The organism is Akkermansia sp. GGCC_0220, assembly GCF_017566105.1.
GTDB classification, from domain to species: domain Bacteria; phylum Verrucomicrobiota; class Verrucomicrobiia; order Verrucomicrobiales; family Akkermansiaceae; genus Akkermansia; species Akkermansia massiliensis.
Window position 1 is genome coordinate 68,207 of the sequence record NZ_JABFCI010000006.1, and the last position, 20,345, is coordinate 88,551.

At 59.1% G+C, this 20,345-nt stretch carries 21 protein-coding genes; 8 read left to right on the top strand and 13 right to left on the bottom strand.

Going from position 1 to position 20,345, the window contains the following annotated elements:
* Nucleotides 1-168 precede the first annotated feature (168 nt).
* From bioD to cdaA, 3 genes are read right to left on the bottom strand one after another with little or no spacing between them, the layout of a single operon-like run.
* Nucleotides 169-810 carry a dethiobiotin synthase gene (gene bioD / locus HJW02_RS06010; RefSeq protein ID WP_102721928.1) on the bottom strand — a complete coding sequence of 214 codons (642 nt, stop codon included), beginning with the start codon at nt 808-810 and terminating at the stop codon, nt 169-171.
* A gap of 12 nt (nt 811-822) precedes the next feature.
* Nucleotides 823-975 (bottom strand): hypothetical protein, encoded by a 153-nt coding sequence (locus HJW02_RS06015; protein WP_012419453.1) that lies wholly within the window; start codon nt 973-975, stop codon nt 823-825.
* Nucleotides 953-1,744 carry a diadenylate cyclase CdaA gene (gene cdaA / locus HJW02_RS06020; protein WP_022396547.1) on the bottom strand — a complete coding sequence of 264 codons (792 nt, stop codon included), beginning with the start codon at nt 1,742-1,744 and terminating at the stop codon, nt 953-955. Before cdaA ends, HJW02_RS06015 begins: the two co-directional genes overlap by 23 nt.
* A gap of 328 nt (nt 1,745-2,072) precedes the next feature.
* Between cdaA and HJW02_RS06025 the strand changes: the two genes are divergently transcribed.
* Entirely contained in the window at nt 2,073-2,678 is a 606-nt protein-coding gene (locus tag HJW02_RS06025; protein WP_146018206.1) for a hypothetical protein, read from the top strand.
* A gap of 196 nt (nt 2,679-2,874) precedes the next feature.
* Nucleotides 2,875-3,861: a M28 family peptidase gene (locus HJW02_RS06030; protein ID WP_102721932.1), complete on the top strand. Its 987-nt coding sequence runs from the start codon at nt 2,875-2,877 to the stop codon at nt 3,859-3,861.
* Between the two features lie 35 nt (nt 3,862-3,896).
* Here the strand turns inward: HJW02_RS06030 and HJW02_RS06035 are convergent, their stop codons facing one another.
* Nucleotides 3,897-4,550, bottom strand: coding sequence for an ABC transporter ATP-binding protein (locus tag HJW02_RS06035; protein ID WP_022396544.1), 654 nt, complete (start codon nt 4,548-4,550; stop codon nt 3,897-3,899).
* Between the two features lie 29 nt (nt 4,551-4,579).
* Complete coding sequence (gene panC, locus HJW02_RS06040; protein ID WP_102721933.1) at nt 4,580-5,425, bottom strand: pantoate--beta-alanine ligase; 846 nt, start codon at nt 5,423-5,425, stop codon at nt 4,580-4,582.
* A 149-nt stretch (nt 5,426-5,574) separates the two neighbouring features.
* Here panC and HJW02_RS06045 point away from each other — a divergent pair, with 149 nt between their 5' ends.
* The gene (locus HJW02_RS06045) at nt 5,575-6,171 is read left to right on the top strand and encodes an OmpH family outer membrane protein (RefSeq protein ID WP_022396542.1); all 597 of its coding nucleotides are present in this window, start codon (nt 5,575-5,577) and stop codon (nt 6,169-6,171) included.
* A gap of 39 nt (nt 6,172-6,210) precedes the next feature.
* On the top strand, nt 6,211-7,248 hold the full coding sequence (gene lpxD / locus HJW02_RS06050) for a UDP-3-O-(3-hydroxymyristoyl)glucosamine N-acyltransferase (protein WP_102721935.1): 1,038 nt from the start codon (nt 6,211-6,213) through the stop codon (nt 7,246-7,248).
* 56 nt (nt 7,249-7,304) lie between these two features.
* Here the strand turns inward: lpxD and HJW02_RS06055 are convergent, their stop codons facing one another.
* Genes HJW02_RS06055 through HJW02_RS06065 form a run of 3 tightly spaced genes read right to left on the bottom strand, consistent with a single transcriptional unit; the run spans nt 7,305 to nt 9,924 of the window.
* Nucleotides 7,305-8,096: an ABC transporter permease gene (locus HJW02_RS06055; RefSeq protein WP_022396540.1), complete on the bottom strand. Its 792-nt coding sequence runs from the start codon at nt 8,094-8,096 to the stop codon at nt 7,305-7,307.
* Nucleotides 8,093-8,881 carry an ABC transporter ATP-binding protein gene (locus HJW02_RS06060; RefSeq protein WP_102721936.1) on the bottom strand — a complete coding sequence of 263 codons (789 nt, stop codon included), beginning with the start codon at nt 8,879-8,881 and terminating at the stop codon, nt 8,093-8,095. Before HJW02_RS06060 ends, HJW02_RS06055 begins: the two co-directional genes overlap by 4 nt.
* Nucleotides 8,878-9,924: an ABC transporter substrate-binding protein gene (locus HJW02_RS06065; protein ID WP_102721937.1), complete on the bottom strand. Its 1,047-nt coding sequence runs from the start codon at nt 9,922-9,924 to the stop codon at nt 8,878-8,880. The genes HJW02_RS06060 and HJW02_RS06065 overlap by 4 nt, the downstream gene beginning before the upstream one ends.
* Nucleotides 9,925-10,153: 229 nt before the next feature.
* On the opposite strand from HJW02_RS06065, the gene HJW02_RS06070 reads away from it, so the two are divergent.
* Nucleotides 10,154-10,813 carry a hypothetical protein gene (locus tag HJW02_RS06070; protein WP_146019193.1) on the top strand — a complete coding sequence of 220 codons (660 nt, stop codon included), beginning with the start codon at nt 10,154-10,156 and terminating at the stop codon, nt 10,811-10,813.
* A 103-nt stretch (nt 10,814-10,916) separates the two neighbouring features.
* On the opposite strand, the gene HJW02_RS06075 is transcribed toward HJW02_RS06070, so the two are convergent.
* The 5 genes from HJW02_RS06075 to HJW02_RS06095 all read right to left on the bottom strand — a co-directional run bounded on the left by HJW02_RS06075 (nt 10,917) and on the right by HJW02_RS06095 (nt 17,311).
* Nucleotides 10,917-13,886 carry a beta-N-acetylglucosaminidase domain-containing protein gene (locus HJW02_RS06075; RefSeq protein ID WP_180971812.1) on the bottom strand — a complete coding sequence of 990 codons (2,970 nt, stop codon included), beginning with the start codon at nt 13,884-13,886 and terminating at the stop codon, nt 10,917-10,919.
* A gap of 370 nt (nt 13,887-14,256) precedes the next feature.
* Nucleotides 14,257-14,625, bottom strand: coding sequence for a hypothetical protein (locus HJW02_RS06080; protein ID WP_022396535.1), 369 nt, complete (start codon nt 14,623-14,625; stop codon nt 14,257-14,259).
* Nucleotides 14,626-14,758: 133 nt separating this feature from the next.
* The gene (locus HJW02_RS06085) at nt 14,759-15,265 is read right to left on the bottom strand and encodes an HAD family hydrolase (RefSeq protein WP_022396534.1); all 507 of its coding nucleotides are present in this window, start codon (nt 15,263-15,265) and stop codon (nt 14,759-14,761) included.
* Nucleotides 15,255-15,824: a D-sedoheptulose 7-phosphate isomerase gene (gmhA, locus tag HJW02_RS06090; protein WP_102721941.1), complete on the bottom strand. Its 570-nt coding sequence runs from the start codon at nt 15,822-15,824 to the stop codon at nt 15,255-15,257. The genes HJW02_RS06085 and gmhA overlap by 11 nt, the downstream gene beginning before the upstream one ends.
* Nucleotides 15,821-17,311, bottom strand: coding sequence for a bifunctional heptose 7-phosphate kinase/heptose 1-phosphate adenyltransferase (locus HJW02_RS06095; RefSeq protein ID WP_102721942.1), 1,491 nt, complete (start codon nt 17,309-17,311; stop codon nt 15,821-15,823). The genes gmhA and HJW02_RS06095 overlap by 4 nt, the downstream gene beginning before the upstream one ends.
* A 229-nt stretch (nt 17,312-17,540) precedes the next feature.
* Here HJW02_RS06095 and rpsU point away from each other — a divergent pair, with 229 nt between their 5' ends.
* From rpsU to HJW02_RS06110, 3 genes are all read left to right on the top strand, one after another.
* Nucleotides 17,541-17,792: a 30S ribosomal protein S21 gene (rpsU, locus tag HJW02_RS06100; RefSeq protein WP_022396531.1), complete on the top strand. Its 252-nt coding sequence runs from the start codon at nt 17,541-17,543 to the stop codon at nt 17,790-17,792.
* Between the two features lie 82 nt (nt 17,793-17,874).
* Nucleotides 17,875-19,155, top strand: a complete 1,281-nt coding sequence (hemL, locus tag HJW02_RS06105; protein ID WP_102721943.1) for a glutamate-1-semialdehyde 2,1-aminomutase — start codon at nt 17,875-17,877, stop codon at nt 19,153-19,155.
* A 50-nt stretch (nt 19,156-19,205) separates the two neighbouring features.
* Complete coding sequence (locus HJW02_RS06110; RefSeq protein ID WP_146017867.1) at nt 19,206-20,267, top strand: hypothetical protein; 1,062 nt, start codon at nt 19,206-19,208, stop codon at nt 20,265-20,267.
* Nucleotides 20,268-20,345: the final 78 nt, after the last annotated feature.

The window sequence follows — 20,345 nt, forward strand, 5'->3', positions numbered from 1 at the left end:
AATTCCTGTCAAAACAGGACTTCCGGAGCTGAAAACCTGTCCCTCTCCCCTGGTCTTTTTAACACTACATGCCGGTTCCTCTACGCCGCCAGTTCACACCCTGAAACGAACGGGGAGGAAAAAGCTTCTTCCCCCCATCTTCTTCCATCCGTCAAACTGCTACCGTGCTCAGCGCAAGCGTTCCATCAAGGCGTCAATGTCCATGGAATCCTGCCCATGGATCAGCTCGCCGAGAATGGGCGCGTCGGAAAACTCCTCCACCATGCTCCTGTTCGTCACGCAGGCTGTATCCCATTCATCCTTCACGTTATTAAACACAATGCCCAGGCATTCCAGGCCGCGCGCCTTGACCGCATTCAGCGTCAGCAGGGCATGATTGATGGCCCCCAGCTTGTTGCCGATCACCAGCAGCACGGGCAGCTTGAAATCCGCGGCCACGTCGCTGAAATTCCGGCCGGGGCCTATCGGGACTTCCCATCCCCCCACACCTTCCACCAGCACGCATTCATGCGCGGCGGCCAGGGCGTCATAGGCGCGGCGGATGGCTCCTTCATCCACCTGCGTATTCTCCAGCCGGGCCGCCACATAAGGGCAGGTGGCGTTCTTCAGGAAAACGGGATTCAGCTCGTCCAGCGTCAGCCCCGCCGGTCCTGCCTCGCGCAGAAGACGGGCATCCTGCCTGTCTCCGCAGGCCACGGGCTTGAACCCGGCGGCATTGATGCCCGCTTCTCTCAGGGCCTTGACGATCAGGCAGCTCACATAAGTCTTACCGACTTCCGTATCGGTTCCGGTAACAATGAAATTCCTCATAACGGTAAATCTTCAGGGATGGGATCTTCTAATCTCCTCAAGCTGCCCACGGGAGGGCACGCCGTCGTTCGTGGTCACCCAGTGATTGATAAAAGACCAGATGATCACAGCCAGCACCAGGCAGAACAGCTTGGCCGGCCAGTTAAGCAATAGCAGTTTTTTCATTGGAAGGAGAAATATTCAATAGCTCTTCAAGGCGGCCCTTCAACTGTTCCGGCGTCAGGTTGCGTTCCAGCTTGCCCCCCACGGCCAGGGCAATCGCCCCCGTTTCCTCGGACACCACCACCACCACGCAGTCGCTCTCCTCGGACATGCCCACGCCCGCCCGGTGGCGCAGCCCCAGGGTACGGTCGCTCATCTCCTTCTGGGAAACCGGGAACACGCAGGCCGCCGCGGAAATGCGGTCGCCGGAAATCACCACGCCTCCGTCGTGCAGGGCGGTCTTGGTATGGAAAATCGTCAGAGCCAGTTCCGGAGAAAAAATGGCGTCCAGCTTCACGCCGGAATCCTCAATGGGCTTCATGCTGATGCTACGCTCAAAAGCGAACAGGGCGCCGAACCGCTGGTTGGAAAGCTTGCTCACCGCCTTGCAGAAATTGTCCAGAAAGTCAACCCGCTGAAGCTTGGCGAAGGAGGAGAAGAACGGATGGCTGCCCAGCTTCGCCAGCCCCACACGCAGCTCCGGCTGGAAAATCACCACCAGCGCCAGCGCCAGGCCGGGGGCGAAAATGCGCGTCAGGATCCATGAAATCACGTTCAACTGGAAGAAAAAGGCCAGCACCACCAAGGCCAGGAAACAGGCGAACAGCCCCACCATGATGCGCGCGCCGCGCGTTGCATGGAAAGCGCGGTAAATCTGGTACAGGAATACCCACAGGATGAAAATTTCAACGATCGCCCGGAGCGCATCCTTGATCATAATCCAGTCCCACATGCGCAACAAGCTACACAACAACCCGCATGATTGCAATACCGATCCTTTCCCTTCAGTTTTTGTGCCGGATGAAGCAACCACGAACGGAAAACCTGAAAATCGGACGATTCCCTCTAGATGAGAAGTTCCGATTGAAGTCTGATGTTTTCGGCAAAAGTAATGCACTCTCGGGAAAAGCAAGAAGGCAATATCAGCGCGAAAACCTATAGTGGAAATTCAGGTGTGCCATTCTGCGCGAACCCGGAACACCGGAAAACTGCTCTGGGAAGATACCTATGCAGCAGAAAATCCAAATCATAAAAACAGTAAACATTACATAATCAAAACAATGAATTTACAAAACGTACAGTTCCTTAATAATGAATACACTAATGGAAGTGAAACAGCGCTCATTAACGGAATTCTTCAAAATACGAAACTGGAAAACTATCCACGTATTCAGGCACTCTCCGAAGACTTTGCGGACATCTGGAATTTCGTCACCACCTTCGGACGACCTCTCCAGGGAGAAGAGGTAGAATCCAAGCAACAGGAACGAACGGAATATTATCGAATAAACCCTATTGTCCCTTTGATGACTTTGTTTGAACGCAGAATCGCCTTTTGCAGGGAACGGTGCATTTTACTGCATATTCTTTGGGCTCAGTTAGGTTACCCAAGTGTGATCGTTACCGCCTCCAACGCAAGTGGCGATGAACGGCATGCCGTTCTCCTGACAAAGAATAAACAAGGCAAACATCTTATCTTTGATCCGGAAAATAAGATTGATGCTTATGGAAGTGATGACGATCGATTTTCCCAAGGTTATTCCTTCAGTGAACAACAACATTGTCAATTCAACCGGAACGTTCAAATGACCATCCTAGTGAGGCCCGTTAATCTCACCGCTCCAGTAAACTTCAGTTTCGCCGGACATTCAGCAACTCTTTCCTAATCCTAAAAAGAGTAGATTGCTCCCTTTTCCATATAAAATACAGGCTGTATTCAGGGGTCCGGTGTTATCTCTCTTGCCGCCTCACCGGTAAAAAACGGCGATTTATGATTTGCTGAGAAAAACATGCAGGAATACTCCATATTAGACCTCTCACATTGAAATTGTCACGCCAGACATAGATTGATATAAAGGGAGCATGAAGCTCCGGGTTTATCTCTCTCTGTTTTCCGCCCTGGCCATCCTCACCGTCTCCACGGGCTGCATCATTTCCCACTGCACCACCCCCGCGGCCGGCGGCGCTCCCGCCGCGGCCGTCCGCCCGGGGCTGGAGCAGGAACTGAAAAAGGACGTCCTCTACCTGGCCAAAACCTGCCACCCGCGCCCGGCGGGTTATGAAAAGAACCAGGCCAGGGCGGTCCAATACATCGCCCGGTCCCTGTCGGAATCGGGAGCCGCGGTCACGTACCAGCCTTTCACGGCGGACAAGCGCACCTTCGTCAACGTCAGCGCCGTTTTCCCCGGCAAATCCGCCAAAAGGGTCATCGTCGGCGCTCATTACGACACCTGCGGAAGCACCCCCGGAGCGGACGACAACGCCAGCGGCGTAGCCGGACTGCTGGCCCTGGGACGCATGCTCAAGGGCATCTCCCCCCATGACACCATTGAACTCATCGCGTATGCCAACGAGGAACCGCCCTACTTCGGCACGGAACAGATGGGCAGCGCGCAGCACGCCCAAAAACTTTATACGGAGCAGATAGGCGTGAAAGCCATGATCTGCCTGGAAATGATCGGCTACTTCTCGGACAGGGAAAACAGCCAGTCCTACCCCGCCGCGGGCATGGGCGCCCTGTACCCGGACAAGGGGGACTTCATCGCCATCGTCGGCAACTGGGACAGCGTCAGGCTGGCGCGGACAGTCCAGAAAAACATGCAGTCCTTCCTGCCTACCGTCCGCCTGAACCTGCCGGAAATCAAGGGCATGTGCATGGACTTCTCCGACCACCGCAACTTCTGGGCCAAAGACCTGCCCGCCGTCATGATTACGGACACTTCCTTCTTCCGGAACCCGAACTACCATCAGCCCGGAGACCTGCCGGAAACGCTGGACTACCGCCGCATGGCCCAAGTGGTCCGGGGCGTGCACCAGGCCGTCCTGCATTTGGCGGCGGACGGCAAATAAAAGGAGAGATAAAAAACTCGCAGGACCGGACGGCCTCAGACCGCCTGCCCGTCCATGATCGTGATGATGCGGTCCCCCCGGCGGGCCAGGTGTTCGTCATGCGTCACGATTACCAGCGTCTTGCGGGATTCGTCCGCCAGGCCGAACAAAAGGTCCAGCACCTCCGCGCCGTTCTTCCGGTCCAGGTTCCCGGTAGGTTCATCTGCAAAAATAATCGGGGCGTCATTCGCCAGGGCGCGGGCGATCGCCACGCGCTGCTGCTCCCCGCCGCTCAGCTCGCTGGGCAGATGGTTCAGGCGGTGGGACAGGCCCACGCGCGCCATCAGCTCCGTCACGTACTCCACGCGCGGCCTCCTTCCTATGGAGGAAGCCAGGCACGCGTTTTCCAGCGCCGTCAGCTCCGGCATCAGCAGGTAATTCTGGAAAATGAATCCCATGTTCCGGTTCCGGAACACGGACCGCGCCGTAGCGGACAAGGCGTAAATATCCGTGCCGTCAATCGTCACCTTTCCCTCCTGGGGCGTCTCCAGCCCGGCCAGCGTGTACATCAGCGTGGTCTTGCCGGCTCCGCTGGGACCGCACAGGAACACCTTCTCCCCGGCGGCAATGTGCAGGTCCACCCCGTGCAGGATCTCAATGGATTTCTTGCCGATGGAATAGCTGCGGTGGAGGTTGGCGGCGGTAATCACGGGCGCAGTATAAGGGAATCCGTGCCGGATTAAAGTTCTATATTGTCAATAAGACGCACGTCGCCAAAATAGACGGCGGCGGCCATCAGGGCCGGATTCCGGTTCTCCTCCAGCGGCTGCATCGTCTCCGCATCCACAATCTCCAGATAATCGATGCGCGTGCCGGGCACGGCCCCAATCATGGCGGCGGCATGTTCCTTCACCGTCCGGACATCCGTTCCGGCCCGGAACTCGTCCCTGGCCTGAAGCATGGCCTTCCGTATCACCACGGCCTGCTCTTTCTGTTCCGCCGTCAGCCGGGCGTTCCGGGAGGAATAGGCCAGGCCGTTCCCATGCCTCACAATCTCCGCCCCGTGGATGTGCACCGGGAAATCCAGGTCACGCACCATGCGGCGGATAATCGCCAGCTGCTGGTAATCCTTCTTGCCGAAAATGGCGTCCGTGGGCTGCACCAGGTTGAACAACTTGGCAAGCACCGTGCAGACGCCGGAAAAATGTCCGGGGCGGGACGCCCCGCACAGCGTAGCGGATAAAAAGCTCTCCTCCACGGTAATGCTGCGCTCCCCGGAATACATCTCCTCCGGGGAGGGGGAAAACACGTAATCCACGCCCGCTCCCTCGCACACCTCCAAATCCTTTTCAGGGGTGCGGGGATAGGTCTGGAGGTCGGAGGAATTGTTGAACTGGATGGGATTGACGAAAATGCTGGCCACCACCACGCCGTCTTCTCCCGCCAGCTTGCGGGCCTGTTCCAGCAGGGCGCGGTGCCCGTCGTGAAGCGCTCCCATCGTGGGAACGAGAACCACGTGGTCATGCTTGCGGTGATGCTTGAGAAGGGCCGCCTTCAACTGGGCCTTGGTGGAAAATGTTTGCATGCGCCTAAAGTGGCCCCATGATGACAAAAGTTCAATCCTGAAATATAGCTAGAAGGTTGACGCATGCCGTTCCACATGTAAACTGGCAAAGTCAGAAGACGCTAAAAATTATGAGATTCTTCAAAACAGCATTATGTGTATCAGCTGCAATGGCATTAAGCGCCACTGCCAACGCCGAACTTAAAGTAGCAACGGTGGACGTGCAGAAACTCTTCGCCGACTACTATAAGACCCATGAAGCCCAGGCAGAAGTAGACAAGGCTGCCCAGACCGTGCAGGAAACCAACAACACCCGCGCGGAAACCATCAAGAAGATGGAAGCCGACTTCAACGACATGGTCAAACAGCTTCAGGATCCCATGCTGAATGAAAAGGACAAGAAGGAGCTGGAACAGAAAGCCCAGATCAAGCGTCAGGAAGTCATCGCGCTGGAACAGGAACGCCGCGGCTTCGTGGAACGCCAGCTCAAGTCCCTTCAGGAACAGATGAAGGTGCGCTCCACCAAGATCATGGGTGAAATCACCAAGATCACGGAAGGCATCGCCACCAAGGGCAACTATGACCTCATTCTGGACAAGAGCGCCCAGGCTCTCCGTTCCAACCAGGTCTTCGTGTACACGAAGCCCAGCATGGACATCACCCCCTCCGTGATGAAGGAACTCAACAAGGACGCTCCCAAGGGCTTTGACCCCACCAAGAAAAAGACCCCGGCCGTTCCTGCCGCTCCCGCGGCTCCGGCCAACTAACCCTTGACATTACCCCCGGGAAGGCGGAATCATACTCCCATGAAGCTTACACTTGAAGCCGTGGCCGCCCTCACCGGAGGGAAAATCCTTTCTGGCGACCCCGAACTGACTGTGTTCGGGGTCGCTTCCCTTCTCGACGCATCTCATGAGGAAGCCTCCTTCCTCGGCAACGAGAAATACTTCGAAGACTTTCTTCACACCTCTGCCGGAATCGTCCTGGTGCCTCCGGCCCTGCCCGCGTACCCGGAAAACGTCGCCTTTGTGGAAGTGGACAATCCTTCCATGGCATTCAACGCCCTGGTGAAATACTTCATGGCTTCCGCCTACCGGTTCACGCCCGGCATCCATCCCACAGCCATTATCGACCCCACGGCCACCTTCAATCCGGACAAAATCCATGTGGGCGCCTATACCTGCATCGGCGCCCATTGCGTAATTGGCGACGGCACGGACATCGGCAACGGCTGCGACATCGGGGACGGCGTCACGATAGGGGAAAACTGCCGCCTGCACGCCCATGTCATCATCCGGGAACGCTGCAAGCTCGGCAGCCGGGTGACCATCCAGCCGGGGGCCGTCATCGGTTCCGACGGCTTCGGCTTCCTGATGGGAGACAACGGCCGTTACGTGGGCATTGACCAGGTGGGCATCGTGGAGCTGGGGGACGACGTGGACGTAGGAGCCAACACCACCATTGACCGTGCCAGGTTCGGCCGCACCATCGTGGGGGAAGGCACCAAGATAGACAACCTCATCCAGCTCGGCCACAACGTCGTCGTCGGCAAGCATTGCGTGATTGTCGCCCAATCCGGAATCGCCGGCAGCACCCAAGTCGGCGACTATGCAACCATCGCCGCCCAGGTCGGCATCTCCGGACACCTTAAAATCGGCTCGAAATCCGTTCTGGGAGCCAAAACGGGAGTCATCTCGGACATCCCGGAAAACGTCGCCTACTGGGGTTTCCCGGCATCTCCGTTCAAGGACGCCAGCCGCCAGTACGCCGCGCTCAAAAAGCTCCCGGCCCTCATCAAGGAAGTCCACGCTCTTAAAAGGAACCTGGAATCCCCCGGCAAGTAACGGGCTTTCCCCTCGCCGGACGCAACCAGCTCATCTGTGTCTGCAAGGCGCAGCCCTCAGGCCTGCCCCGTCCCCCAGCGGCGGTGCAGGAACCGTTCCAGCGGGGAAAACAGAATCTTGTCAGACAGCAGGCCGATCACCACGATCACGAACATGATGCCCACCACCTGGTTCATCGCGTTCAACTCCCGGCCAAAGTGCAGAAGCTGGCCCAGGCCGAAGCCGGTCAGGATGGGAACGAAAATTTCCGCCGCCATCAGGGAACGCCACGCAAAGGCCCAGCCCTGCTTCATCCCGCTCACCACAAACGGGGCGGAGGCAGGCAACGTCACGTGAATCAGGCAATAAATGGGGCCAGCGCCCATGGTGCGCGCTGCGCGGGCATAAATGGGCGGAACGTTCCTCATGCCGTTGGCCGTCGCCAGAATCACGGACCACAGCGTCCCCATGATCACCACGAACAGCATGGCCCCCTCCGTCTGGCCGAACCACAGGGTAGCCAGCGGAACCCAGCATACGCTCGGGAGGGCCTGGAACCCCAGGGAAACGAGGCCCAGGGTATTCTGCATGAGCTGGAAGCGGGAACACAGCATGCCCAGGGGAATCCCCATCACCAGGCCTATTCCATACCCCATCACCAGCCTCTTCACAGTAATCCATGAAGCTTCCTCCAGAGATCCGTCCAGGAAGGAGGAGCATAAATACTCCCACACCTCCAGCGGAGAGGGAAACAAATAGGGCTTCCAGACCTTCTGGTCGCTCAAATACTGCCACAACCAGATCACGAGAATGAAAAACACGAGCGAGCAGGCATGGGCTCCCCACTTGGACCATTTGTTCCTGTTCATGCCATGGCTCCTTTCAAATCACGGGTGATGCGGGATGACAACTGCGCCAGATCGCGGCTGTTGATATCCCTGGGATGGGGGAGGTCCACGAAATACTCCTCACAGACCCGGCCCGGATGCGGAGTAAACAGCACCACGCGGTCCCCCAGGCACACGGCCTCGCGCATATTGTGCGTGACGAAAATGATCGTCATGCCGCAACGGAAATGGATATCCTGAATATCCTGGTAAAGCTGTTCGCGGGTCATGGCGTCCAGGGCGGCAAAAGGTTCGTCCATCAGCAGGATGCGGGGGCTGGTAGCCAGGGCGCGGGCAAGCGCCACGCGCTGCTTCATCCCACCGGAAAGTTCATGAATATGGGAATGCGCGCATTCCTTCAGCCCTACCAGCTCCAGATTCTTCTCCGCAATGGCGAGCCGGTCCCCCCGCGTCAGGCCGGGCGTCAGCTTCAGGCCGAACATTACGTTCCCCATCACGTCCAGCCACGGAAACAGGGCGGACTCCTGGAACATCACGGTGCGGTCCCGTCCGGGCCCCGTCACGGGAACCCCGTCCAGCTCAACCACCCCGGAAGTGGGAAATTCCAGCCCGGCGATGATATTCAGCAGGGAAGTCTTTCCGCAGCCGCTGGCCCCCACCAGGCAGACGAACTCGCCGCCCCTGATATTCAAATTGATGCCCTCCAGCGCCACCACCTTTCCGCGCCGCCCGTCAAACACCTTGCTCACTCCGGCAATGCGGAGCTTGCACCCTCCGGGGCCGCAATGTTCTTCACCCACAATCATCTTCCGGCAGCCTCCTTCACCATGGTCAACTGTTCCTCCGCCGCCTCCGGCACCACCAGGCCGCCCACGTCCGGAACCTCTTTCATGAAACCGGCCTCATGGGCGTCCCGCACAAACTGCTGGAGCTTGGGAATGGAAATCCTGTCCTTCATGACGATGCTCTTCCAGGCCTCCGCAATCAACGCCGGGTCTATCCTGGAATGGGTCAGCTCCTCCAGTTCCTTGACCACGATCGCCCGGGCCTCCTCCGGATGCTGCCTTATCCATTCATTCAGCTCTTCATGCGCCTGCACCAGGGCCTTCGCCACCTCCGGCTTCTCCTTGAGGAAATCCGCTCCGCATACCAGCACGGTGGCGATGGACTCCTTCTCGTCCACCAGCACCTTTCCCCCCGCCGTCATCACCAGGCGGCTCACCCACGGCTCCACCGTCCACACGCCGTCCAGCTTGCCCTGCCGGAACAGGCTGAGCTGCTCCGGATTGGGGGTGGGCAGAATCGTCACGTCCCCGCCGCGCTGCGTCACGTGCAGGCCGCCGCGGGAAAACCAGGCGCGGGCGGAAACATCCTGCGTATTCCCCAGCTGGGGAGTGGCGATCACCTTGCCGCGGAAATCAGCAGGCTCCTTCAGGGTGGAATCCTCCGGAACCACCAGGGCGGCGCCTCCTTCCACGGCCCCGGCAATCATCCTGATATCATCCCCGCGGGAACGCACAAACGCATTGATGGCCGGGCTTGGTCCCACGTAAGCCAGTTCAATGGAGCGGGCAAACACGGCCTCCATGGCGCTGGGCCCCGCATTGTACACGTACCAGTTGATCCTGACGTCCTTTCCGGTGGCCTCCTTGAGCCGTTCCTCAAACCACCCCTTCCCCTGCCGGGAAAAATGGTGTGCCACCAGGCCCTGCACATGCGTCACGTTGGGAAAATGGCCGAAGTTCAATTCAATGACGTTCGGATCATCCTTCTCCTTCTTTCCGCAGGAAACAGCCAGCAGGCAGAAAAACAGGGCCGGTAAAATCGTCAGGAATCTGGAATGGGACATAATCAAAAGGAATGAGTTACTGGGGCACAGCCATTTTTCCGCGCCCTTTCAGGCACCGACTAGCAGAAGAAGCCGCCCGCGGCAAGAATCCGATGGCAACAACTTTGTCACAATGTGGACAGCAGGAATGCCCATTTTGTTGAAAAACAATCCCGGTTCCGGACCTGAACCGGGCTTTATTGACAAAGCCGCCTATTCCCGTTACAAAAGGCTCCATTCCCAACCCGCCATGCAGTACCCCTCCAACCAGCCCCATTCCGGAGCATGGCTGGGCCTTCCTCCGGATGAGGAACGCCCGGTGGGCCGGGGCGCCAGGTACCGCTGCATTCTCCTGATGCTCCTGTACTGGGCTCTTCTTTCCGCCGTTCCGCAGGGCGCGGACCGCTACGCTGAAATAGGCACCGTCCTCCCCGCCTGGATGGGAGCGCTGGAACTGACGCCTTTCCTGCTGGTGCCCGCTTTCCTGTTCCTGGCGGTGCGTACGGGCGCCCAATGGAGGGCCCTGATGATCGCCGTTTATGCGGGACTGCTCCTGAACCTGCTGATGAACCTGGCGCTTCCCGCGGGAGCCATGTGGGGCGACCTCCCCGCAGCCGGCCCCTACGGCACGCTTGTCTGGCCCGGCGGGGACCACCGGGAATGGCTGGTCACGCTGCCCCGTTTCCCGCAGCTATGGGCCCTCGTCATCTACGTCTTCCTCTCCGGCAACGGAGCTCCGCCCCTGCTCCGCCTGCTGGCCCTGGGCTGGTGGTTTCTGCTCTGCGTGGCCCCTGTGAACACGGGCATGGTGGGGTATGCGGACATCCTGGGTCCGCTGGTCATCATCGCCCTCGTCCTCGGCTGCATGCACCTGGCGGAAAAACGCGCCTCCCGGCAAACCAGGAACTGAAAAAAGCCGGGGCGGCCATTCCATGGAGGAAACAGCCGCCCCAGGGTCAACGGGCATCGCCCCGCGGAAGACTGCCGCATGCGGCAGCCCCCGGCGGAACCCGTTACTTCCAGATCACTTCAAAAATATTCACGGAGCTTCCCTTCTTCCCGGTCAGGCCAAGGGCCTTCACCGGCTTCTTGACGGACTTCAGGCTGAACGTATTCACCTTCCTGCCCTTGGCCAAATTGCCCACGGGAACCCACCGTCCGTCGGCCCCGCAGGCCAGCACGGAAGCTTCCTTACCGTCGGACAGGACAATGGCGGAATTCGCACGGGGGGAATCACAGGGAATCTCCACCTTCTCCGGAGACAGCTCCACCGGGAGGAACGTAGCCAGGTTGAAATCCCCGGCGGCTCCGTTGTCGACAGACTTTCCTCCCTTGTTGGCAAGATTCAGCTTGAACTCTTCCAGGGTCACCTCCTGTGGGGAGGATCCGGCGTTCAACAGCCTGATGCCTTTGATCACGCCGCCAATCTCCGCAGAACCGTCCGCCTTCAACGGAACCTCCGTCCAGGACTTTCCGTCCATGGAAATGTACAATTTGGCCCACTTCATGTCCGGCGTCTTCAAATTGACGGAGGCGGACTCCACGGATGCTCCCGCCGGAATTTGAAGCCCCAGGGACTTCTTCGGCGGCAGGGGATGCACCTCCATGATGCGCTTCAGGGAAATATCCTTGTCCCCGGCTTCAACCACAGCAGTCTTGAACGCCGGAGCGTCCGTCAGCACGGAAGGAGCGGCGGGGGCATTCACCTTGAAATCCCGGATGGCCGTCCACACGTCGGACTTCCCGCCCGGAACACCCTGCGCCGTAGCACGGTAGCGTACAAAACGGCCCTTCTTGCCATTTCCCTGGTACTCCACGCGAAGCCCGCTGGACTCCGGCATCAGGGGCGACCAGGACTGCCCGTCCATGGATACCTCAAGCTGGCCCTTGTTCACGGCATCCGTATCGGAATCATTGCGGCCCATCACGATGGAAACGGTGCGTATCTCCCGCGGAGCGCCCAGGTCCACGCCGAAAAAGTCGCCCTTCTTCTGGACCTCCTTGCAATAATAGAAGGACTCGGGATCGTCATCCAGCATCTTCTCGATCCCTCCCTTGGACTTGGTGGAAACATAAGGCTTCACACGGCCAACGGCCTGTCCGCTCACACGGGAAAGCACGGGGGTGGACCCCATGTCCAGCAGCTCCCGCACGGCAGGGGCCATCACCAGTTCGGACGGCTTGACGGCGGTCTGCCACGGGGAATTTTTCTTGGTCACCTCCGTCACGTGCTTGTTGATGGCCTTGCTGATCTCCTTGCTGTAACGCTGCATCTCGGCAAGCAGGCAGGCGGCCTCCATGGCGTAATTCAGCGCTCCGGAGGCATTTCCCGCCTCCGTGGCCTCAATCATCTGCATGCTGTTCATTCCAGCTTTGCCCAGGGACTCGAACTGGATGAGCCACGGCTCTACCTCTGCGACGAAAGCGGGATTGTTCGATTTCGCCCGGATCATGTCCGGAGCCTGGGCCATCTTCGCAAACTCGGCCTTCAGGCGGTCAAACGCCTTGCTTTCAGACACCTTGGCGCCGCGGCGGCACAATTCCAGCACCTGCTCCACCACGGGGGCAATCTCTACGGACTCCTCCTTGCGGTAATTGTGCCCGCTGGGCCCCCCGTCGCTGTTATGGTCGGCAAACGTCTGCATGGCGGAGGCACAGCCGGGGAACAAAATCCGGATGCTGTCCTTCCATGTCTTGTCGGAATCATAGGCCTTGGCATTCCAGGTCATGTTAGCCACGCTGAACAGGGAAATCTTGGAGGCCTCCGGCTTGTCCATCGGATTGGAAGCAAACCCCTGCATGAACGGCATCGCGTCCGCATCCACGCCATAGGTGCGCCCCAGGAACAGGGCGTGGCGCACGTAATCCGTCACCGGGAAATTCCACCAGATGAACGCCGGCCGCTGCAAATACTTGTTGATCCCCTTCAAGGCCGGGGTCCGGATATCGCTCACGATGCTGGACCCGGTCCACATGATGCCGATGTCCTTGTCCAGATGTTCCCCCATCACCTCGTGGTAGCGGCCACCTCCGCCGGAATACGCCGTGGGGCACACGATCAGCGGAGTCACGTCTGGCTTCTTGTGGATAAACTCCTTGTTCAGGTAATTCAGGAACTCCACCTGGCCTTCCGGTTTGGCGCCCTCCCCGCCGATATCGTCAAAAAACACGGCAAAGGAGCGGAACCCCAGGTCATACATCATCTCAAACTTCTTCACGGCGGCTTTCCGGTCCGCCTCCCCCCAGTGAATGTCCGCTCCGGGGTGCACCGCCCAGACAAAATTCACCTTGTTCTGCTTCGCGACCTTCACCAGCTCTTTCAGGTCCTTCGCCATGTCCGCGGGATACGGCTCGCGCCAACGCTTGGAAAAACCGTGGAACACGTCGTCCTTCGGGCCGTAGATGTAAGTATTCATCTTGTACTTCCCGTAAAACTTGAACTGGCTGATGCGTCCTTCCTGCCCCCAGGGCAGGCCGTAAAAGCCTTCAATGGTGCCGCGGAAGGGAACGTCCGGCCAGTCCAGAACCTCCACCACAGGCACCGTTACGCCGGAAGGAGTCTTCTCCGCCAGTTGAAGCAGCGTCTGGGCCGCGTAAAACAGGCCTTCGTCGTCATAGCCCGTCATCCGGATGCCCTGCTGCGTGACGCTCAGGGAATAAGCCCCGGCCTTCTGCGGAACATTCCCGGCGGCCTTTTTGCTTCCCTTGATGATGGACATCTGCACGGGCAGCCCGTTCGGAGCGATGGAAAACATGCTCTTCAGCGCATTCACGGTAGGTTCGTCCCGCGCTCCCGACAGCTTCAGGGCCGGAACCGTCACGGAACCGCCGCTCCTGGTCATCTTCTGCGGGATGGGATACACCGGCATCTTGGCCGTTTTTTTGGCGCGGGAGGCCGCAGGCGCGGAGGAAGAGGCCGGAGAAGAGGACTGGGCGAACACCGGAAGGGCAAGGCCGGCTCCCAGCGCCGTAACCGCCATCATGGATCGGAAGGAAATCAAGTTCATATGTGCAAAAGTAAAAAGCCTGTACAGGACAAGTCCACGAAACTACGGACCAATCGCCCCACTTCTAACAGGGCGCTCCCCGTATGTCAAATTACTTCGCCCCATTCGGGAAGTTGCCTCTTCCGGGGATAAGTCATTCAGGAATCCGGTTGTTCCCGCAAACACCGCCGGATTCCCAACCCGGCTCTCCGTTTCCCTCCTTCATGCCCGGTTCCACATCGCGACGGCCGCCGCTGGAGGAGCAGCTCCCGGGACGGGAAAAGCGGGAATGTGCTAAAACACGGGAACGACCGGGCAGACAGCCGGGGACGGCACGCCATCAAGAGTTGCAAAAGAACGGCCTCCCCTATTCTTCACGATTGAAGAATCCGGAAATATCGAAATAGACGACCAGCTCCTTGCCTTTTTTCGTCCTGATCGTGACCAGGTCATAATACTTGCCTCCTTCCTTGACGAGCGCCTGCTTGAGCTTTTCGTAATTTCCGTACTTCTTCTTGAGCCATTTCCGTTCGGCAGGAACGCCATCCATCGAACTTTTCGCTCCGGCAATCACGACGGCCTTCTCAAAGCTGGAGCCGTCTCCGCCCTGATAGGTAATGCGGGTGGCCGCTTCTCTTTTTTCCAGCCGCTCGGGCATGGCCGGCTCTGCGGTTTTGGCAGCGGCGCACAGGCCAGGAAACAACGCAATCAATAACAGGGGTAGCAAGGGTTTCATCCTATTGGATAGATAAGAAATATTCATTCCCTTGTAAAGCTTTCTTTTTGAAGCAGGAACATCCATCATTACATCCCGGCGGCCGGAACACGGGGAGGGCTGACAGGGCAGTCCTGAGCAATCACTCCCAAGCTTACAGCCACGCCGCTACTTCTTCCAACGCCTCCACACGGGCTGTGGCGAGAGTCGGGACATCTTCCGCGGAAAAAAGGAAATTCCGCCCCACTCCGGCGGCAAGCGCAGCGCGAATGTCTCGCTCCCGGTCACCCACGGACACGCAAGCCGCCATATCCAGTCCATGGGCGGCGGCGGCTTTCAAAAACAGGCCGGGATTCGGCTTCCGGTCAGGATGGCCGTCATCCACGCTGGGACAGTGGAACACATCCGCTATCTCCGCTCCGGCGGCGCTGAACGCGCCTTTCATATGCTCCGTCAGCCGGGTGAAATCCCCTTCCGTAAACATGCCGCGGCCTATGCCGGACTGGTTGGTCACCACCAGCACCAGATACCCCTTCTCCTTCGCCCGGCGGCAAAGGTCCAGAATACCGGGAACCAGCTGAAAATCCTCAATGCGGTGCACGTAGCCGCCGTCCACATTGACCACGCCGTCCCGGTCCAGAAACAGAGCCTTAGCTGCCATACATTTCCTGCTCAACCAGCTCGCAGACCAGATGGCCCACGGCAATGTGCATCTCCTGGATATTGTTCGTGGCATCGGAAGGAACGGCAATGCAGAAATCCGCCACGGTTTTCATCTCCCCGCCGCCCTGGCCCGTCAGGGCCACGGTCCTGACGCCCATGCGGCGCGCCAGCTCCATCGCCAGGACGATGTTCTGGCTATTGCCACTCGTGGAAAGCCCCACCAACAGGTCACCGGAACGGCCTAATCCCTGCAATTGCCTGGAAAAGACCGTTTCATACCCGTAATCATTCCCTACGGCGGTCAGGATGGAGGTATCCACCGTCAGGGCCAGCGCATTCATGGCGGGACGGTTCAGCTTGTAGCGGCCCACCAGCTCGGCGGCCAGGTGCTGGGAATCCGCGGCGGAGCCTCCGTTGCCGCAGAACATGATCTTGTTCCCGGCCTTGAGGGTATCCGCGCAGACGCGGGCGACCTGTTCAATCTCTCCGGCCATGGCGGCCAGAGCCTTGAAATTATCCGCTATTCCTAAAATCTGATTCCTGATGTACTCGCTCATTCCGGACTGTTCTTCATGCGGTTGATGATATTGGTGGAGGAAAAGCCCTCCAGGCGGGGAAGCTCAAGAGCCTGTCCCCCGTAAGATGTGACGTACTGCCCTTCCGGCCAGCGTTCCAGAGGATAGCCCTCCTTGGCGATCACGTCCGGGCGCAACTTCTCAATCAACGGCAGCGCCGTATCCTCGTCAAACGGCACCACGTAATCGATAAAATCCAGGGAGGCCAGCAGCAGGGAACGCATCTCCTCATTATTGATCGGCCTGTCCTCTCCCTTCAACCGCTTGATGGAGGCGTCCGTATTCAGCCCCACGAAAAGCACGTCGCACGCTTCCCGCGCCTTCATGAAGGAATGCAGGTGCCCCAGGTGCAGCAGGTCAAAACAACCGTTTGTAAACCCCACCACCTTCTTCTCCCGTCGGAAACGCTCCGCCAGCTCCGCCGCGGCTTCCGGCGTCAGAATATTGTTCCGGTGATGCCAGGAGGATGCCTTGAGGGCCTTCTCCTCCAGCGCCTTCTTCAGCTCCGCTCCGGTCACGCTGGCCGTTCCGAACTTGCCCACCACGATTCCGGCGGCCACGTTGGACACCACCAGGGCCTCCGGCACCGTAGCTCCGGCCGCCAGCGCCGCGCCCAGGCTGGCGAGGGAGGTATCCCCCGCTCCGGACACGTCAAAAACCTCACGGGCCTCCGTGGGAATGCAGACAAAATCGGAAGGATTGGAGGAAGGAATGAAAATCATGCCGTGCTCGCTCAGGGTGACGAGCAAATTCTCAATGCCGAACTCGGAAAACAGCCGTTGCGCCCCTGCGATGGCATCCCTTTCCCAGCCTGTCGCGGAAGGATTCAGCGTCACCCCGGTCGCCTCCTGGAACTCCTTCATATTGGGCTTCACCAGCGTGGCCCCCTTGTAACGGGAGTAATCCGAACCCTTCGGATCCACAATCACGGACTTGCCCGCCGCACAGCACCGGGCGATCACGTCAGGGGTTGTCTGCCCGTCAAACAGCCCTTTCCCGTAATCGGACAAAAGAACAAGGTCGGCCTCCGGCAGGCAGGCGTCCACCCGTTCCAGAAAACGGGAGGCCAGCTCCGGAACCATCCGCAGCGGCTGTTCCTGGTCCGCCCTCAGCAAATGGTGCTTCCCCGCCACAAAACGGACCTTCACGGTCGTCTCATACCCTTCGCACTCCACCAGCTCCGGAACGCAGCACGTCTCTTCCAGAAAACGCCTTACCTGCCGTCCATGGCCGTCATTCCCCACCACGCTGACGAAGGTGGTGCGGCATCCCAGTGCGCACAGGTTGGTCACCACGTTGCCCGCGCCGCCCAGCATGCGCGTCTCCCGGTCCATCTTCATGATGGGAACCGGAGCCTCCGGGGAAATCCGGCTGACGCTCCCGTACAGAAACTTGTCCAGCATTACGTCACCGATGCAGAGAATCCGCACGCGGGGAAATCCGTCAATCAATGTATGCAGCCGATTCATGGGAGACGTTCCTTTCTACCATGCCCCATACCGTAAGGCAAGGACAGTTGAAGCCCGTTCCGGAGCCGGAAAACGGCGCAAGACAGGCTGTCCCCTCCGCCCCGGGCGCCGGAACCCTTCTTTCAGAGGCAAAAAATGGGTCAGCCATGATAAAAATCTTGACCTGTAAGCAGGAAAGCACTACGTATTGTCTCCCGTTCCCGGACGAATAGAAAAAGGAAAACAAATCATGCGTGAAGTTACCGTAAGAAAAGGTGAACCTATCGACCGCGCTCTTAAGCGCCTCAAAACAAAACTGGATGTTGAAGGCATTCTGGATGAAATGCGCCGCCGCCGCGCCTTTGAAACCCCGATGGACGAACGCCGCCGCAAGGCCCGTTCCGCCAGCAAGCGCAACAAGGTAAAATGGCGTTACAGCAACAAGAGCGAAGAAGCCGCTCCCGAAACCGCTGAAGCTCCCGCTTCCGCTCCTGAAGCTTAAATCAGTATTGGTTCGGGAATAGAACCCATTTCAATGAGGGCAACCCTTTCTCAAGGTTTGCCCTTTTTGCTTCCCTCAGCACATGAATCAATCCGCCCAGCTCTTCTCCCGCGCGCGCGCCGTCATCCCCGGCGGCGTCAACTCCCCCGTCAGAGCCTTCCGCAACGTGGACGGCGACCCTTTCTTTGTCCAATCCGCCAAGGGAGCCTACATCACTGACGCGGACGGACGCCAGCTCATTGACTACATCGGCACCTGGGGCCCGGCCATTCTGGGCCACGCTCCGCAGACCGTTCTGAACGCCGTCCATGCCGCCGTGGACAGGGGGCTGGGCTATGGCATCCCCGCGCCGGCGGAGGTGGACATGGCGGAAATGATTACGGGCATGGTGCCCTCCGTGGAAAAAGTGCGCATGGTCAACTCCGGAACGGAAGCGACCATGTCCGCCATCAGGCTGGCGCGCGGCTACACCGGACGCCGCAAAATCATCAAATTCATCGGCTGCTACCACGGCCATGTGGACTCCCTGCTGGTGGCGGCGGGCTCCGGGGCGCTCACCTTCGGAGAACCGGACAGCGCAGGCGTACCCAGGGAAATGACCCAGCTCACCATTACGGTGCCCTACAACGACCGGGAAGCGGTGAAAAAAGCCTTTGAGCTCCACGGGAACGACATTGCGGCCGTCATCCTGGAGCCCTTCCCGGCCAACGCAGGGCTTTACTTCCCGCAGAACGATTTTCTCCATTTTCTGCGGGAAATCACGCTCCGGCACGATTCCCTGCTCATCTTTGACGAAGTCATGACGGGCTTCCGCGTCGCGCCCGGCGGCGTGCAGCAGCTTCACGGCATCACGCCGGACCTCACCTGCATGGGGAAGGTCATCGGCGGCGGCCTCCCCGTGGGGGCCTTTGGAGGCCGTGCGGAAATCATGGACTGCCTCTCCCCGATCGGCCCCGTGTACCAGGCGGGCACCCTCTCCGGCAACCCCGTCGCCATGGCGGCGGGCCTTGCCCAGCTCCGGGAGCTCCTGGACGGAAACGCCTACGACCGCCTGGAACAGCTCGGCGCACGCCTGGAGGAAGGCATCAGGGAAGCTCTCCGGAAACACGGAAAAAACTACACCTTCCACCGCGCAGGCTCCATGTTCTGCCTCTTCTTCACGGAGCAGGAAGTCTATGACCTGGACTCCGCGCAAAAAGCCTCCAAGGAACTCTTCAAACCCTTCTTCTGGAACATGCTGGAACAGGGCGTCTACTTTGCCCCCTCCCCGTATGAAACGGGCTTCATCTCTACGGCCCATACGGAAGAAGACATTGACCGTACGGTGGAAGCAGTCCATGTCAGCCTCTCCAAACTGGGATAATGCCCCTTATTTGAAGTGACAGGCCACTTTCCTTCCCCTATAAGGATGCCATGAGACAAATGACAGGGTCCATGCTGCTTCTGTCCGCAGCAGCCGTCGCAGCCGCCCCCCTGGCGGATGCGGAGGAAAGGACGATCCAGCTCACGGAAGCGGAAAAACAGGAAATCCAAGCGGCAAATGAAAAGCTGCTGGGACTTACCCTCCGCTTCCTGCACGACTCCTGGCCCCTGGAAATCATGTTCGCCGGAGAGGCTCAACAGGAATTCCACTCCATCCTCCAGTGCTACCGGATGCTGGAGCAATTCCGGGAGACTGGCAACCTCATGCTTCAGGCTCCGGACCGCAACACGCCCCTGCACCTCTGCATTGCCCTGGGATTGAATCAACTGGCCATCCGGATGATAGAAGCGGGCGCTCCCGTCAACGCCCAATCCATCTTCATGCATGACGGCACTAAGGAACCGGGAGACACCCCCCTCACCTGGGCCTGCCTCTCGGGCCTTTACATGAACTCCACGGCGGAAGACAGGCTGCCGCTGGTGCAGTCCCTGCTCAAGCACGGGGCCGACCCGGACCAGCCGGGACCGTGGGGCGTCACCCCGTTCATGTACTCCGCCGCCCTCAATGACTCTGATCCGGGACAGGAAAAAATAGCCCTGGCCCTGCTGGACGCCGGTTCTCCGGACCTCAAGCGCAGGTTAAACGCCCAGGCGCGCGGAGTCGGCTTCCTCAGCCTTTCCCCTGCCATTTACGAACGGCTCATCAAGGCAGGCTGCGACGTCAACGAACGCTTCTTTGAAAGCAAGCAGTCCCCCCTGCATCTGGTCTGCACCAAGGAAAAACCGGCGGAACGCCTCATCCCCCTCATTGAACTTCTCATCAAGGCGGGAGCGGACCCCAACCAGCCGGACGTGGACGGCCTGACGCCGCTGATGGCCTGCAACTCTCCTGAGATAGCCGTTTGCCTCATGGACAACGGCGCCAATCCCGCCCTTCGCAACGATGACGGCCAGACCGCCTATGACTTCCACATGAAAAACGGGTATCCCCCCATTGCGGAAGCCATTAAAGACTGGCAGGCCAAACAGAAAAAAGCACCGCGTACCGAGTAACGCCATCTTCCTTTCCAGTGAAAGCGGAAAAAGGGGTCTGGCCGTTCCCGTCCGCCACGGGTCTTTCAAGCGAGCCGC

Coding starts and splice junctions, on each gene's coding strand:
- bioD (WP_102721928.1), bottom strand. CDS start 810: ATGAGGAATTTCATTGTTACCGGAACCGATACGGAAGTCGGTAAGACT.
- HJW02_RS06015 (WP_012419453.1), bottom strand. CDS start 975: ATGAAAAAACTGCTATTGCTTAACTGGCCGGCCAAGCTGTTCTGCCTG.
- cdaA (WP_022396547.1), bottom strand. CDS start 1,744: ATGTGGGACTGGATTATGATCAAGGATGCGCTCCGGGCGATCGTTGAA.
- HJW02_RS06025 (WP_146018206.1), top strand. CDS start 2,073: ATGAATTTACAAAACGTACAGTTCCTTAATAATGAATACACTAATGGA.
- HJW02_RS06030 (WP_102721932.1), top strand. CDS start 2,875: ATGAAGCTCCGGGTTTATCTCTCTCTGTTTTCCGCCCTGGCCATCCTC.
- panC (WP_102721933.1), bottom strand. CDS start 5,425: ATGCAAACATTTTCCACCAAGGCCCAGTTGAAGGCGGCCCTTCTCAAG.
- HJW02_RS06045 (WP_022396542.1), top strand. CDS start 5,575: ATGGCATTAAGCGCCACTGCCAACGCCGAACTTAAAGTAGCAACGGTG.
- lpxD (WP_102721935.1), top strand. CDS start 6,211: ATGAAGCTTACACTTGAAGCCGTGGCCGCCCTCACCGGAGGGAAAATC.
- HJW02_RS06055 (WP_022396540.1), bottom strand. CDS start 8,096: ATGAACAGGAACAAATGGTCCAAGTGGGGAGCCCATGCCTGCTCGCTC.
- HJW02_RS06060 (WP_102721936.1), bottom strand. CDS start 8,881: ATGATTGTGGGTGAAGAACATTGCGGCCCCGGAGGGTGCAAGCTCCGC.
- HJW02_RS06065 (WP_102721937.1), bottom strand. CDS start 9,924: ATGTCCCATTCCAGATTCCTGACGATTTTACCGGCCCTGTTTTTCTGC.
- HJW02_RS06070 (WP_146019193.1), top strand. CDS start 10,154: ATGCAGTACCCCTCCAACCAGCCCCATTCCGGAGCATGGCTGGGCCTT.
- HJW02_RS06075 (WP_180971812.1), bottom strand. CDS start 13,886: ATGATGGCGGTTACGGCGCTGGGAGCCGGCCTTGCCCTTCCGGTGTTC.
- HJW02_RS06080 (WP_022396535.1), bottom strand. CDS start 14,625: ATGAAACCCTTGCTACCCCTGTTATTGATTGCGTTGTTTCCTGGCCTG.
- HJW02_RS06085 (WP_022396534.1), bottom strand. CDS start 15,265: ATGGCAGCTAAGGCTCTGTTTCTGGACCGGGACGGCGTGGTCAATGTG.
- gmhA (WP_102721941.1), bottom strand. CDS start 15,824: ATGAGCGAGTACATCAGGAATCAGATTTTAGGAATAGCGGATAATTTC.
- HJW02_RS06095 (WP_102721942.1), bottom strand. CDS start 17,311: ATGAATCGGCTGCATACATTGATTGACGGATTTCCCCGCGTGCGGATT.
- rpsU (WP_022396531.1), top strand. CDS start 17,541: ATGCGTGAAGTTACCGTAAGAAAAGGTGAACCTATCGACCGCGCTCTT.
- hemL (WP_102721943.1), top strand. CDS start 17,875: ATGAATCAATCCGCCCAGCTCTTCTCCCGCGCGCGCGCCGTCATCCCC.
- HJW02_RS06110 (WP_146017867.1), top strand. CDS start 19,206: ATGAGACAAATGACAGGGTCCATGCTGCTTCTGTCCGCAGCAGCCGTC.